This is a genomic window from Acinetobacter sp. UBA5984, from assembly GCF_002429925.1.
Lineage (GTDB): Bacteria > Pseudomonadota > Gammaproteobacteria > Pseudomonadales > Moraxellaceae > Acinetobacter > Acinetobacter variabilis.
The window spans coordinates 1-15,483 of the sequence record NZ_DJBE01000014.1 but is presented as its reverse complement, the minus strand read 5'-3'; the positions used below and the strand labels follow the sequence as shown (position 1 = coordinate 15,483).

The window sequence follows — 15,483 nt, the reverse complement described above, 5'->3', positions numbered from 1 at the left end:
TTTTTATGAATGATCTTTCTAAGAATAAGTCATGGCTTGGGTCTGGAAAGGGAAGAGCAGCTGGGAAAGCTGACGTGTTGCCCACAAGCCTACTTCCTGATGATGCATATGCGGTACTACATAAGGAATCAATAAATCAATCTTTTGTTCGGCAGCGGCACAGCGATTCAGACGGCTTTTCAACTGATGAATCTGTTGCTGGTCGATACGGTTCAACACCGGTTCCATCTGGTTATGTACTTGAGATCTGCTACGTGATGACAGACGAGCAGCTAAAGTCTCACCTTGAATCCAGTCTTTAATAATCTGTTTTTCAGTGGCATTAAATACACCAAACATTTTACCATCTGGATCATCAATCATTTTCCAGAAACGGCTTTGTTCTACAGGTGCATCTTTTACAATCCAGCCTTTTTCAATCATGACTTTCAGGAAGTCTGCAATCAGTGCCGGATCGGATAACCATTCATTAATGGTCTTGCCACTAAACTGGCATTTCTGGTTATGGATATATTGTCCAATCAGCGCTTTGTTCTGGAACACTTTCAAAGCCAGTTTTTCAGTATCCAGTTGCTTGATGATCTTGGCAGAACTTTTACCAATATCATTCAGCACATAACCTTTTTTAATCAGGTCTAGATACTGGGCAGGATCTTCAGCGAGTGCATACTGATCTAAATACGCTTGCAGCGATTTTTGTGCATGACCGTTGTGAGCATTATCAATGGTAATGTGTACATTGAAATAATGTGGATCAATACCGAGTTCAGACAGCTCATAATTGGTAATTAACAGGTGTAAGGGCAGCTGCTCATAACCCAGATTGAAACCAATCACTAACGGCAAATATTCGGGTGGTGCGTAGGCCAGTGCCAATTGGACAGCCGCTTGTTCATAGTAACTGGCATCCAGCTGCTCGGCATAGCTGTTCAGCTCATAATGATTCAACAAATCCTGATACATGGTGACATGATTGGCACGGGTATGACCCATGCCTAGTTCTTCCAGATAGATATAAATCAGGTCTTTATTTTCCGGACGATTCCAGTTTTGTACAGTCGAATATAGCCATGAGCCGTCTACCAGTTTTACAGGTGCGACTTTGGCCAAGAACTCAAATGCATGTGAAACAGTCGGGAAGTATTCACGTCCTTGCTGCTGTTTACGCCGTTCTACATACGACTGGAAAATTGCGCAGGTTTGGTGGTGCTGTTCCAGAAAATGTTGCTCTACATGTCTGGATTGATCCAGCCATTCCAATCCAGCCACATCAACTTGATGGATTAAACCTCTTAAATAGTTCTCAGCCTGTTCGGTCTTTACTGTCGTCGAAATCTGTTGATCTTGAAAGAAGTTGACCCAATCTTTAAAGTTATTAAATTGATGATTATGATTTTTAATAGATGATTCAGGCGAACTTAACTTTGTACTGACGAACATAATCTGATCCTTGCAGATATATTATGCTTTCTACCTTAATGGCATGCTTATACCACCGGTGTTGATTTTTTGTTCGGATTTATAGTGCGATTGCTGTAAATGAAATTGAATGGATAACGAGTTGAAGGGAAATGTAAAAGAATAAGATTTTTGAATGAATTATTTATAAACAAATACAATTGCAATCGAGACAATTTGATCAAACATTAAAAAACAGGAATGAAGGAACATGCAATAAAAAAGCCCAAGTCATCATGCTTGGGCTTTTTTATGAGAAGTTAATTAAATTAACCATCTCGAATATGGCGTCCCTACGGGGATTCGAACCCCGGTTACCGCCGTGAAAGGGCGATGTCCTAGGCCTCTAGACGATAGGGACAGTATAGAAGTGATATTTTAAACCAGAACTTTTGATTTGAAGTAATGGCGTCCCTACGGGGATTCGAACCCCGGTTACCGCCGTGAAAGGGCGATGTCCTAGGCCTCTAGACGATAGGGACTTAATAAAATATTACTTCTGAAATTGGCGTCCCTACGGGGATTCGAACCCCGGTTACCGCCGTGAAAGGGCGATGTCCTAGGCCTCTAGACGATAGGGACGTTTCAGAGGTGGGCGTATATTAGGGTGAAAACAGGGGGGTGTCAAACGCTTTTCCAGAGTTTTTTGGAATTTTTCTTTTGAGTGCATAAATTTAAAACAATATTAGTAGAATACTTGAAAAATGCAGGATTTAGGCCGGATTTTTAAGCAATTCCAGAATAGCTTCAACAACCTGAGGATGCAGTAAATAGCCAGTAATGTCATGTGGCCGGTGAATATGTGTACGAATGCCATGATTGATGATTTCAGGTTCAAACTTGAATGGCGGTTGAGTAAGTGGAATGGCGGTAAGATAATCATCTGTTGAATAGAAATTGATCCAGTCGCCTTTAATTGCCGCAGGTCGTACCACCGGTTGTGCCAGGCTGGATTGAATCACCTGAAAGGCTAATGGTGAACCTAAAGTAATAAAACGCTGTACATTCAGTTCAGGGTGCTGGATGAGATGATTATAGGCAATCACACTTCCTAAAGAATGGGCAATGACAATGCAGGGTTTGCGACCACTCAGTTGTCTGGCAATCCGTTCATGTACTTCCCTCATGAAATCAGGATTATCGAGATAAAGATAAGTTTCAATCAGAAATCTCTGCAACAGAGTGCGATGCAGAGTGGGAAAATAATTGAGCAATAAGGCAAAATCCCGAAGCGCCACATTCCTGCCGAGAGCGGTAAAATAATTGAATTTCTGCCTGAAATCCATGGTGTCACTTGAACCGGGTTGGGAAAAATCGGTAATTGTGGGCCTACGCCAGCCAGGACGTGGAACAGGGGCAGGAAGCTGAGGTTGAGCCGGCTTGCGAAAAGGAAAGCTGGGCCATTCCTGTGGCATCAGGGTGCCGGCTTCTAGAATATTGCGGACATTATAACGTGAAAGCAGATCGCCATAAAATGGAATACGAATGTGACGTTTTAAATAACTAAATCTGGCATCTTGTTGATGTTTGCGCATCCCTTTTTGAAGTATATGGAGCCAGCGCTGGCGGATGGAGGCAGCGCTATGATGTTGCTGATTCATTCCATGAATAAAAATAACTTTCATCGACACCCCACTGAGTTCGATAGAATTATATTTACAGTATAGAAAAAATTAACGTAGCAAAAGCAGCGCTTTTTGTGGTGTTAATGTGTAAATTATCTTTGATAAAACAATAATTAACAGACATATGTATATTTATAAAAGAGTCATAAATAAACCAGAAAATGAGTAGGTATGGATAAAGAATTTGACTCAGCAGAAAAATAGTACAAAGAAAATATTAAAATTAAATCTGTAAATTGAGATGCTTTTTAGAGTAATTCCAGCAGGGCTTCGATGACTTCCGGATGCTGGACATAGCCATCAATATCATGCGGATGATACATTGAAGTACGAATCTCCCGATTGATAATTGCCGGCTGAAACTGAAAAGGCGGTTCTGATAATGGAAAGGCAGTTAAAAAGTCATCACTGCAATAAAAATTAATCCAGTCACCTTTAATAGCTTCTGGCCGGTGAACAGGCTGTGGCAAATGTTCCTGAATGACCCGGAAAGCCATTGGTGATCCCATGCTGATAAAACGCTGTACATTCAGTTCTGGATGCAGAAGCAGATAATGATAGGCAATCACACTTCCTAAAGAATGAGCCATCAGGATACAGGGTTTATCGCCATGCATTTTCTGGCCAATTCGCTGATGCACCTGCTGCATGAATGTGGAATTTGCCAGATAAGAATAGGTTTCAATCAGGAATTTTTTGATCAGCGTATCATGCAGCTGAGGGAAATGATTCAGTAAGATTACAAAATCCCGTAATAGAGTATTCCGGCTTAATATACTAATAAACTTCAGCTTCTGGTTAAAGGTCATGGCATCCTCAACCTTTAGCTCGGGAATTTCACAAATTTCAGGTGAATATTGATTGAGATGGGGTGGTGGCTGGGATTTAATTGGAGACTGGAAAGGAAAGCGAGGCCAGTCTTGCGGCATTAAGGTGCTGGCATTTAGCACATTATGTAAATGATGACGGGACAGTAAGTCGCCATAAAAAGGGATACGGATATGCCGTTTCAGATAAGCAAAATGTGCCTGTTGATGTGACTGTTCCAGACCGCGTTTTAGTAGACTCAGCCAACGTTGACGCAGAGACGCAGAACTGAATTTCTGCTTGTTCATGCCATGAATATAAATAATTTTCATCGACACACCACGCTGGCTGCCTAGAACATTTTCAGTATAAATAAAAAAGAGCAGCCGAAGCTGCTCTTTTGGTCATTTTAATGTTTAAGCATTTTTGTGATAGAACTTGTAGTAGCTGGCATAGCACAGTGCGATAAACAGCAAGCAGCCAAAGAAACTGATACGCATGCTCGGATCAAACACCATACTGATACAGGTAATCAGACAGAACAGAAAACCCAGAATCGGTACGATCGGGAACAATGGCGCAGCAAAATCAAGATCATTCGCTGTTTTACCCTGTTTGTACCATTCACGGCGGAAGTTAAACATGCTGAGACAGATGCTCATCCAGACCACTACCATGGTAAATGCTGCAATACCTAGCAAGTTAGTGAAGATGGTTTCCGGTGCGAACTGTTCAGACAGCAAACCAGGCATACCGCCAATCATGGTGACAATGACTGCAATATAAGGTACACCACGCGCATTTAAGCGGGAAAATACTGCTGGTAACTGTTTGCTGTAAGACAATGACCACATCATACGGGATGCAGCGAATAGACCTGAGTTAGCAGCAGACAGCAGTGCTGTAATAATCACAAAGCGGATAATATCTTCGGCATAAGGAATACCAATATGCTGGAATACTGTCACGAATGGACTGCTACTGACACCTTCAGCTGCCAGACCTGCTTCCTGATGCGGAAGAAGGGAGGTCACCACAATAATCGTACCTACAAAGAAAATCAGTAAGCGGAAAATTGCAGTATTAATCGCTTTCGGTACATTTTTGGCCGGATCTTTGGTTTCACCCGCAGCCACACCAATCAGTTCAGTTCCAGAGAAAGCGAAGTTTACAATCAGCATGGTTGTGAAGATTGGAAATAAACCTTCGGGGAACCAGCCTTGAGCTGTCAGGTTACTGAATAGCGGAGCAGTTTCCTGTCCTTGGTAGCTTACTACACCAAAGATAGCGAGTAGGCCAAGCAGGATAAAGGTCACGACAGTAACAACTTTAACCAGTGCCAGCCAGAATTCAGATTCAGCAAACCAGCGAGTGGAAATCATATTCAGTGCGAATACGAAAGCACCAAAGATCAGTGTCCACATCCACATGGAGCTATCCGGGAACCATTCCTGCATTAATAAAGCTGCAGCGGTAAATTCAGTTCCCAGGGTTACTGACCAGGTCAGCCAGTATAGCCAGGTAATGGTGTAGCCAGTCCCTGGTCCAATATAGCGTTTGGCATAGGCGCCAAATGAGCCCGATTCGGGCATATGAACGGCAAGTTCACCCAGACATAGCATAACCATGTAAGCGATGATCCCGCCAAGGAGATAAGAAAGAATGGCACCTACAGGCCCCGTTTGTGCAATGACTTCACCCGAACCTAAAAATAGGCCTGTTCCGATTGCGCCGCCAAGCGAAATCATGACCAGATGTCGAGTACTCATAGCGCGTTTTAAAGGCGCAGAATTGCCCTGATGCGTAGCATCATTCGGAGATGAGTGCATAGGAGTCAAAAAATAAAAGAATGAAGCGGGTTATTGTAGTGAAAAACTACAAATCTGCAACGTATTAATATGGATTATGTATAAGACTTGATCGTGTGCGATCAGATAATGGCGTCCCTACGGGGATTCGAACCCCGGTTACCGCCGTGAAAGGGCGATGTCCTAGGCCTCTAGACGATAGGGACGTTGCGAGGTGATGGTTATATTAAGGACTAAGCCGGATTTTGTCAAAAGAGTTTTTACTAAAATGTATTTAACAGTTTAAACATTAGGCAAAACAAAAACTTTATTTTATTAAGATGTTATTTTCTGAACGGATTTACCTGATATGAAAAAATAAACCCAATCGGAATTGGGTTTATTAAAGAAATTATTTCAGTCCAAAAGTTTAGAATTTAAGCTTTTTGATGATAAAGCCAGTAGTAACTTGCATAACATGCTGCCATAAACAATAAACAGCCAATAAAACCAGAGAGCATTTCAGGGTCAGCTGCCATACTCAGACCAGTTGCAGTACAAGTTACAAAACCTAGAATGGGAACTAAGGGGAACCAAGGTGTACGGAATTTAAGCTCAGATACGCTATGACCAGATTTCAGCCATTGGCGACGGAAATTAAACTGGCTCCAGCAGATGCTCATCCAGACAATCACCATGGTAAAAGCGGCAACACCCATCAGGTTCTTGAAAATAACATCAGCACCAAACTGTTCAGAGAGCAGACCAGGCAAACCGCCAATCATGGTGACCCAGACTGCTACATAAGGCACGCCGGATTTGCTGACTTTAGCAAACAGTCGCGGTAACTGGTTTTGTGAAGACAATGCCCACATCATCCGTGAAGCCGCATAAAGGCCAGAGTTTGCAGTCGACAGCAGTGCAGTGATAATTACGAAACGGATGAAATCTTCGGCATAAGGAATACCCATTTGGGTAAACACGGATACAAACGGACTGCTGCTTAAGCCCCCATGACCACCGACCTGTAGACCTGCATCGGTATAAGTCAGTAATGAGCTGATCACAATGATGGTGCCGACAAAGAAAATCATCAGACGCCATACCGCAGCATGAATTGCTTTCGGCACATTTTTCTCAGGATTTTCAGTTTCACCGGCAGCGATCCCGATCATCTCGGTACCATTAAAGGCAAAGTTCACGATTAATAATGTGGTGAATAACGGAATTAAACCATTTGGCAGCCAGCCATGTTCAGTCAGATTGCTGAACAGCGGTGCGGATTCATAACCTTGAAAGGGAATAAAGCCAAAGATACAGCCAAAGCCCAGAATAATGAAAATCAGTACAGTCGCAACTTTAACCAGTGATAGCCAGAATTCTGATTCGGCAAAGGTACGGGTTGAGCTTAAATTGGAGAGCAGTACACCTGCAGCAAAGATCAATGTCCATAACCAGATTGAAGTTTGCGGGAACCATTCCTGCATCAAAATCGCAGCGGCAGTAAATTCGGTACCCAAGGTGGCTGACCAGCCCAGCCAGTACATCCAGGACACCATATAGCCTGTACCCGGCCCAATATAATGGGTTGCAAAGGCACCAAAGGAACCAGACACGGGTAAATGTACGGCCAGTTCACCAAGACAGAGCATTACCATATAGGCAATCAAGCCACCAATAATATAGGCAAGTACTGCGCCCAAAGGTCCAGCTTGTGAAATCACTTCACCGGAACCCATAAACAGGCCGGTACCAATTGCGCCACCAAGGGAAAGCATGATCAGATGACGTGTGCCCATGGCACGTTTTAATGACGGAGTTTGACCCTCAACAGACGAATGCTGTGAAGGTGGAGAGGGAGATTGCATAGCTCAATTAAAAGGAGAGATTTTAAAAAAAGTATTTTAGTTTTAATTATGTGAAATATCACATAAATTGGAATTTCCTCATAAAGTTCTTCTTTTAATTTAAAAAATAAATATTTGGGAATCCCCTTAGAAACTAGTGATCTGGGGTCTGGTATTGCTCATTTGATGTTTTTTCAGCAGGTGTAGGCTCTGTTTGGCTCTCTGCAGTTTTATCATCACGATTGATCACATAAATATAAATCGCTGAAGGGGCCAGAATAAGTAAAACAAGCAGGATTTTCTTTAACATGGGAAAATTGATCAAAACCTAATATCAACTTGATTATAGCCTAAGCAGATGAGAAAGGGCACCAAACTCAGTCATGCAAATTTATAACAATAGGATTGAAAGCATTAATAAGAAAAAGAGGTTTCTTGGAAAAAATAAAAGAAGAAGGGGGATAAATAAGATGGCGTCCCTACGGGGATTCGAACCCCGGTTACCGCCGTGAAAGGGCGATGTCCTAGGCCTCTAGACGATAGGGACGTTTAGAAGATGGCGGTATCTTATTGATCCGCCACCAAAGTGTCAAGCAGGTGAGGTGCGAGTTTGTTTAAAATATAGCAAAACAGTTCCGCAGTCTTTTGCGTATCGTATAACGCAGAGTGTGCTTCTTTGCCATCAAACTCAATCCCGGCCTGAATACAAGATTTAGCCAGAACCGTTTGACCAAACATCACTGCACTTAAAGTCACGGTATCAAACACAGAAAAACTGTGGAACGGGTTCTGGTTTTTGGTTCCGGTACGGGCAATTGCTGCCTGTACAAAGCCCAAATCAAAATGCGCATTATGACCGACCAAAACGGCATGTGTACAATTTTGCTGACGACGCACTTCATTGACCGATTTAAAAATACGTTTTAACGCGGTTTTTTCATCTTCAGCCATCGCGATCCGCATTGGATTTGACGGGTCAATCCCGATAAATTCCAAAGAGCGGCGATCCAGGTTGGCACCTTCGAAAGGATTGATATGTGCATGGTAAGCTTCACCGGGCACAAACTGACCATCTTCATTATAAACAATTGGAATGGCCGCAATTTCTAACAAGGCATCAGTCTGTGCATTAAAGCCTGCTGTCTCAACATCGACAACAACAGGCAAAAATCCACGGAAACGCTGACCAATGACTGGAAGAGTTTCATTTGTCACATTTTTCTCCATTGAATAGTTTTTCCTGCATATAGCGGAACGATTTGTTCACCATCCAAGTAGTCTAGACTTTCAGGAATAACTTGATCTTCTTTGACCAACGTAATGGTTTTGGTATTACGTGGGAGGCCGTAGAAATCTGCACCAAAATGGCTAGCAAAACCTTCTAGACGGTCGATTTTACCTACTTGATCAAAGGCCTGAGCATATAACTCAATTGCAGTCAGTGCACTATAGCATCCTGCGCAGCCACACGCATTTTCTTTGGCATTTTTTGAGTGCGGTGCACTGTCGGTGCCTAAGAAAAATTTAGGATTACCGCTGGTTGCTACTTCAAGCAACGTTTGCTGATGCGTCTGACGTTTTAAAATTGGCAGGCAATAGAAGTGCGGCTTGATCCCACCAACCAGCATATCATTACGGTTAAACAGTAAGTGCTGTGGAGTAATGGTCGCGGCCACATTGCGATCCTGTTCCAGCACGAAATTAGCTGCTTCGCTGGTGGTGATATGTTCAAGCACCAATTTTAGTTTCGGGAACTGTTTCAGTAACGGTGCTAAGACTTCATCCAGGAAACGTTTTTCACGGTCAAAAATATCCACATGATTATGCGTCACTTCACCGTGCAGCAATAAAGGCACCTGATGCTCTTCAAGCTGTTCAATGACTGAATATACTTTACGAATGTCGCTTACACCGCTATCCGAGTTGGTGGTTGCGCCAGCCGGGTAAAGTTTAATGGCATTGACATGCGCAGAATCTTTAATCTTTTTGACTTCACTTGGAGAGGTATTATCTGTGAAATACAGCACCATGCGTGGATCAAAATCGCTACCTTCAGGAACATGCGCCATAATACGTTCACGGTAGCTTAATGCTTCTTCCACAGTTTTAACTGGTGGAACAAGGTTCGGCATACAGATTGCGCGGGAAAACTGTTTGGCTAGATCAGGAACGGTGCGTTGCAGAGCGAGACCATCACGCAGGTGGGCATGCCAGTCATCTGGCTGGAGAAGGGTAATCGTATTCAAGGCGAATTCAATCGGAGAAATAAAACAAATGATAATGCATCTATGCCCAAAATGGTAACGAGAAATATATACAAAATAAGGGATATCTATAAATTAATTTATAAAAGTATGATATTTTAAAATTAATAAAAAAATTACATAAATACTTGGCAATGAAATACAAGTACAATCTAGCAAAATTGCAAGATGAAAAAGAAAAAATAGAAGAATTAATCACACGGCAAAGTCAGCGTGTAGGCTCGGTTTTCCCTCAGAATATGGAACAGGAGTTCTGGAGCAAAAACCTGGAGCGGGCACGTAAACATGTCGAAAAGTATGTCTGGGCAGGTGTACTGACCTATTTTATTTTTCTGCTGGTTATGGTTCCGACCGACTACTGGATTATCGATTCACAATATTTCGTATATGATTTTGTGCGCTGTATGCTGGGGCTGATCAATGGTAGTCTAGCTTTACTTGCTTTTTATTTCTTCTCCTGTCTACCTAAAATCAAACGCTTTTTTCCGCAAGCTTCCATGCTGCTGATGTTCTGGATGATAGTCTCGACCTCCTATCTGACCATGTCTATTCAAACAGTAAGCTTGCAACATCAGTCGATGGCGATCATCACCATTATCTACATTCTGGGGTATATTCTGACCGGAGTAAAACCTTTACAGATGTTAATCACGGGGGTGTTTGCCGCACTTTGTACGGTCTGGCTGTTATCCATGTTATCGATCGACTTTAATGCGCTGGTCTTGGGGCGGATTCTGATCGGCAGTAGTCTATTGGGATGTGTGATTAGTTATATGCTTTTTGCTAGGGAACGTATGATCTTTCTCTATACTATGCGGGCCAGAATCAGTGAGAAAATTCAGCGGATTCATACCACAGAATTACTGCATTTAAGCCAGCATGATGAGCTGACCAAAATCTCCAACCGACGAACCTTCGATGAAACACTGGATATCTTCTTTGAACGTTCCCGCCGCAATCAGCATGCTTTGGCGATTTTGTTTATCGATGTAGATCACTTTAAAAACTATAATGATTTCTATGGGCATCAAAAAGGGGACGATGTCATTTCCAGTATAGCCTTCACTATTAAAAATGCGATCCGGCATATGGACTTTGTGGCCCGTTATGGTGGTGAAGAGTTTGTGGTACTGCTTCCAGAAACTGATGCGCATGGCGCCTATGCAGTGGCTTCCAATATCTTTAATGCAATTGAACGTCTGGAAATTCCACATGAGAAATCTGGTGTAGCTGACCATATCACCATTAGTTTAGGCATCACCGTTTATCGTGGTGAAGACTTCATTGATAAGGATGCCTTATTGGGAATTGCTGATCAGGCGTTGTATCGAGCTAAACAGCTAGGACGGAATCAGATTTATTATCAGTCGATCCGCACTGCAAAGCCGAACAGTGTGAATACCTAAATCGAATCTATAAAAAAACCGCTCAGATGAGCGGTTTTTTTGACGTTATAACAAACTTATTTGTTTTTGTCTTTTAACTGAGGTACTGTAGAACCTGTACCTACTGCAAGTAAGCCAGAATCTGTATAGATACCCAGTTTTGCACGTGTATCTGTGATGTCCAGATTACGCATAGTCAACTGACCGATACGATCCGCTGGAGAGAACATAGAATCACCTTTCTCCATAGTCAAACGCTCAGCTTCATAAGTGAGGTTAGGAGACTCAGTGTTCATGATGGTGTAGTCATTACCACGACGCAGTTCTAAAGTCACAGTACCAGTGATCGCTTTGGCAACCCAACGCTGTGCAGTTTCACGAAGCATCAATGCTTGAGAATCGAACCAGCGACCTTGGTACAGAAGACGACCCAAACGAAGACCGTTGATACGGTATTGTTCGATGGTATCTTCGTTATGAATACCAGTGACCAGACGTTCATAAGCGATGTGAAGAAGGGCCATGCCCGGAGCTTCGTAAATACCACGAGATTTCGCTTCGATGATACGGTTTTCGATCTGATCTGACATACCTAGACCATGACGGCCACCAATACGGTTCGCTTCAAGAATGAACTCAACTGGATCTTCGATACGTTGACCATTGATTGCAACAGGAAAACCTTCTTCAAAAGTAATGGATACTTCTTCAGGTTTGATTTCAACGTCTTCTTTCCAGAATGCAACGCCCATGATTGGATCAACGATTTTGATACCGGCATTCAGGTATTCAAGATCTTTGGCTTCGTGAGTTGCACCCAACATGTTTGAGTCAGTTGAGTAAGCTTTCTCTTTTGACATTTTGTAGTCAAAGCCATTGTCGATCAGGAACTGTGACATTTCTGCACGGCCACCTAGCTCGTCAATGAAGGTCTGGTCTAACCAAGGTTTGTAGATTTTCAGGTTAGGGTTGGTCAATAGACCGTAGCGGTAGAAACGCTCGATGTCGTTACCTTTATAAGTAGAACCGTCACCCCAGATGTTCACGTCATCTTCTTTCATTGCAGTTACCAGCATGGTACCTGTTACTGCACGGCCAAGAGGAGTCGTGTTGAAGTATGGAACGCCACCTGTAGAAATGTGGAACGCGCCACATTGAATTGCAGCAATACCTTCTAATGCAAGCTGTAAACGGCAGTCGATCAAACGTGCTTTTACTGCGCCATAAGCTTCAGCTTTTTTTGGAATCGCATCGTAATCGTCTTCGTCTGGCTGACCCAAGTTTGCTGTATAAGCATAAGGTTCAGCGCCTTTTTGTTTCATCCACAAAAGAGCTGCAGAAGTATCTAGACCGCCAGAAAAGGCAATACCAACTTTTTTGCCTACTGGGACATTCTGCAAGATAGTTGCATTATCAGACATTGTTCATCCTAATGATATGAAATAGGCACGCCAGAAGTGGTGGCCTGAAAAAACACATATTGCATCAATTGTATCATTATTTTATTTAGGTTTGCTTTAGAAAAGAAAAACTCGTTTCAAAATCTTGATTCAATAGGCTTAGATAATCATAAAATTACCGTATTTTTGACAAACGCTTAAAAAATAGGAAAATCTGGGAAGATTCAATAACATCATTAAGAAAAAACATCTTTAGGATAGCCCTCATGAGCCCGAATATTCCTCCTTTACCTAATCTGCAACCGGCTGCCAAAAATGAAACCCTGTCGATTGTGCATGGAATCTATGCCGGTTTGCTGGTTTTTAGTACGGTTGCATTTTTATATCTGGAATATCAGCAGTCGACGATTTCTATGCTGAGCTTGGGTATTGTGTTGCTGCTTTTAGCAGTGCTGATTATTTTGAATATTCAGGCCTGTCTCAAGGTCAAACAGGGCAATGGTTCAGGACGCACCTTGTCCAGAATTATGGCGATCCTGATGCTGCTCAGTTTTCCCATTGGTACAGTACTCGGCGTAATTGCCTTATGGAAATCCAGCAAAAATCAATGGCAGCAATAAGTTCACCATTAAGGTACGGCATGAATATCACAATTGGTATTTGTGCCTGAGAAAGCGGACTTAATAGTCATAAAAAGCCTCTGAAAATCAGTTAAAGTACATGGATAAGATTTAAGCTTTTAGCCAAATAAGAATCAGGGATATTTTATGACAACGACGCGCTATGCAAATATTTTAAAACCATTACATCTAGGTTTCACCACGATTAAAAACCGTGTGGTGATGGGATCAATGCATACGGGCTTGGAAGATCGTTTTTATAATTATCCTAAACTGGCCGCTTATTTTGGTGAACGTGCCAAAGGTGGTGTGGGTCTCCTGATTACTGGCGGGATTTCACCGAATCGTCAAGGCTGGTTATTGCCCGCTGGTGGAACGATGAATACCTTGGGTGATGTTGCACCGCACCGACTGGTTACGCATGCCGTGCATAAGCATGGGGCCAAGATTCTGTTGCAAATTTTGCATGCTGGACGTTATGGCTATCAGCCTTTTGTGGTATCTGCGAGCCCGATCAAATCGCCAATTTCACCTTTTAAACCACGTCAGATGTCTGAAAACCAGATTCTGGATACGGTTCAGGACTATGTTAAAACTGCAAAACTGGCTAAAAAAGCGGGCTATGACGGCGTGGAAATCATGGGGTCTGAAGGGTATTTGATTAACCAGTTCTTAAGCCGTCATGTCAATCAGCGTACTGATCGCTGGGGTGGAGAAATTGAAAACCGCATGCGTTTTGCGGTGGAGATTGTTAAAGCAATCCGTGCTGAAATTGGTGAAAAATTTATTATCTGTTTCCGCTTGTCCTTACTAGATCTGGTACATGATGGCAATACCATGCAGGAAGTGATTACCATCGCTAAAGCATTAGAGAAGGCTGGAATAACTTTACTGAATACCGGTATTGGCTGGCATGAAGCACGTATTCCGACGATTGTCACTTCTGTTCCTCGTGCTGCATTCGTAGATTACACCGCAGAAGTCAAAAAGCATGTTGCTGTTCCAGTCATTGCATCGAACCGGATCAATATGCCGGAAACAGCTGAAGTGATTTTGGCATCGGGTCAGGCAGATATGGTGCAAATGGCACGCCCGTTATTGGCAGATGCATTCTGGGTGAATAAAACTGCAACCAATCGTGTTGATGAAATCAATACCTGTATCGCCTGTAATCAGGCCTGTCTGGATCATACCTTTAAAAGTAAACGCGCTACCTGTCTAGTGAATCCACGTGCTGGTTATGAAACCGAGCTGGTCTATGTCAAAACCAAAAAGCCTAAAGGCATCGCCGTAGTGGGTGGTGGAGTCGCAGGTCTATCCGCAGCCACAGTCGCAGCCAGCCGCGGTCATGATGTGACTTTATTTGAAGCCACTAATGAAGTGGGGGGGCAATTTAATCTGGCCAAAGTGATTCCAGGTAAAGAAGAATTCCACGAAACCATTCGCTATTTCAAAGTACAACTGGAAAAGACCGGGGTAGATGTCCGTTTAAATACCCGAGTGAATCGGGAACAACTGGAACGCGAAGGTTTTGATGAAGTCATTGTTGCTACGGGCGTTGTTCCGCGTGAATTGAAAATTGCCGGTAGTGATGCACCTCAAGTCCTGTCTTATGCTGAAGTATTGCGCGGTGCACCAGTAGGAGGTCGTGTCGCGGTCATTGGTGCCGGAGGAATTGGTTTTGATGTATCAGAATTTTTATTAAAGCCACCGCATCAGCCACAACCGCAACCTGTAGATGAATGGAAACGGGAATGGGGTGTAGATCTGCATGCAAATTATGTAAGTGAAGGCGGACTGCAGCCATCAGAAGTCGAGCCACCTGTACGTGAAATTTATCTATTGCAGCGTAAAACTACTGCTTTAGGAGCAGGCTTAGGTAAAACCACGGGCTGGGTTCATCGTGCCCAATTAAAAAAACATGGCGTACGCATGTTACGCGGTGTGCACTATAAATCGATCACGGATGAAGGTTTATGGATTGAAGTGGGTGGGCATGATCAATTGCTGCGTGTAGATACGGTCGTCGTTTGTGCTGGTCAGGAGTCAGTCAAAGATGTCATGCCTTCAGAGGATCAAAAGACTTTAGCGAATTACCATATTATTGGTGGAGCAAAGCTGGCTGCTGAACTAGATGCCAAGCGTGCGATTCGTGAAGGGGCAGAATTGGCAGCAAAATTGTAAGGATTTGATGAAACTATATGCAGTTGATGAGATTCACTGTAATTTTCACTTGTCAGTCGCCTAAAAGCTCCGTATTATTGCGCACATGGAAGCGTGGCAGAGCGGT

11 protein-coding genes and 5 tRNA genes are annotated in these 15,483 nt (G+C 43.0%); 3 read left to right on the top strand and 13 right to left on the bottom strand.

Annotation, left to right across the window (positions count from 1 at the left end):
- Positions 1-18 precede the first annotated feature (18 nt).
- The 12 genes from B3J29_RS02400 to pyrC form a co-directional block, all read right to left on the bottom strand.
- Entirely contained in the window at positions 19-1,440 is a 1,422-nt protein-coding gene (locus B3J29_RS02400; RefSeq protein WP_286964271.1) for an iron-containing redox enzyme family protein, read from the bottom strand.
- Between the two features lie 303 nt (positions 1,441-1,743).
- Positions 1,744-1,819, bottom strand: a tRNA-Glu gene (locus tag B3J29_RS02395).
- Positions 1,820-1,864: 45 nt separating this feature from the next.
- Positions 1,865-1,940, bottom strand: a tRNA-Glu gene (locus B3J29_RS02390).
- A 24-nt stretch (positions 1,941-1,964) separates the two neighbouring features.
- A tRNA-Glu gene (locus B3J29_RS02385) sits at positions 1,965-2,040 on the bottom strand.
- Between the two features lie 131 nt (positions 2,041-2,171).
- Positions 2,172-3,083 (bottom strand): alpha/beta hydrolase, encoded by a 912-nt coding sequence (locus B3J29_RS02380; protein ID WP_286964270.1) that lies wholly within the window; start codon positions 3,081-3,083, stop codon positions 2,172-2,174.
- 248 nt (positions 3,084-3,331) lie between these two features.
- Complete coding sequence (locus tag B3J29_RS02375; RefSeq protein WP_286964269.1) at positions 3,332-4,222, bottom strand: alpha/beta fold hydrolase; 891 nt, start codon at positions 4,220-4,222, stop codon at positions 3,332-3,334.
- A gap of 84 nt (positions 4,223-4,306) precedes the next feature.
- The gene (locus B3J29_RS02370; protein WP_286964268.1) at positions 4,307-5,719 is read right to left on the bottom strand and encodes an amino acid permease; all 1,413 of its coding nucleotides are present in this window, start codon (positions 5,717-5,719) and stop codon (positions 4,307-4,309) included.
- 109 nt (positions 5,720-5,828) lie between these two features.
- Positions 5,829-5,904: transfer RNA gene (locus tag B3J29_RS02365), tRNA-Glu, on the bottom strand.
- Positions 5,905-6,114: 210 nt separating this feature from the next.
- Positions 6,115-7,545: an amino acid permease gene (locus tag B3J29_RS02360; protein ID WP_286964267.1), complete on the bottom strand. Its 1,431-nt coding sequence runs from the start codon at positions 7,543-7,545 to the stop codon at positions 6,115-6,117.
- Between the two features lie 450 nt (positions 7,546-7,995).
- Positions 7,996-8,071, bottom strand: a tRNA-Glu gene (locus B3J29_RS02355).
- Between the two features lie 20 nt (positions 8,072-8,091).
- Positions 8,092-8,751, bottom strand: a complete 660-nt coding sequence (gene rnt, locus B3J29_RS02350) for a ribonuclease T (RefSeq protein ID WP_034704922.1) — start codon at positions 8,749-8,751, stop codon at positions 8,092-8,094.
- Positions 8,736-9,770, bottom strand: coding sequence for a dihydroorotase (gene pyrC, locus B3J29_RS02345; protein ID WP_286964266.1), 1,035 nt, complete (start codon positions 9,768-9,770; stop codon positions 8,736-8,738). Before pyrC ends, rnt begins: the two co-directional genes overlap by 16 nt.
- Positions 9,771-9,922: 152 nt before the next feature.
- On the opposite strand from pyrC, the gene B3J29_RS02340 reads away from it, so the two are divergent.
- On the top strand, positions 9,923-11,194 hold the full coding sequence (locus B3J29_RS02340) for a GGDEF domain-containing protein (RefSeq protein WP_286964264.1): 1,272 nt from the start codon (positions 9,923-9,925) through the stop codon (positions 11,192-11,194).
- A gap of 56 nt (positions 11,195-11,250) precedes the next feature.
- On the opposite strand, the gene argG is transcribed toward B3J29_RS02340, so the two are convergent.
- Positions 11,251-12,594 (bottom strand): argininosuccinate synthase, encoded by a 1,344-nt coding sequence (argG, locus tag B3J29_RS02335; protein ID WP_286964263.1) that lies wholly within the window; start codon positions 12,592-12,594, stop codon positions 11,251-11,253.
- A gap of 245 nt (positions 12,595-12,839) precedes the next feature.
- On the opposite strand from argG, the gene B3J29_RS02330 reads away from it, so the two are divergent.
- Positions 12,840-13,193, top strand: a complete 354-nt coding sequence (locus tag B3J29_RS02330; RefSeq protein WP_286964262.1) for a hypothetical protein — start codon at positions 12,840-12,842, stop codon at positions 13,191-13,193.
- A 147-nt stretch (positions 13,194-13,340) separates the two neighbouring features.
- A complete protein-coding gene (locus B3J29_RS02325) occupies positions 13,341-15,377 on the top strand; it encodes an NADPH-dependent 2,4-dienoyl-CoA reductase (RefSeq protein ID WP_286964261.1) in 2,037 nt (678 codons plus the stop codon).
- Positions 15,378-15,483: the final 106 nt, after the last annotated feature.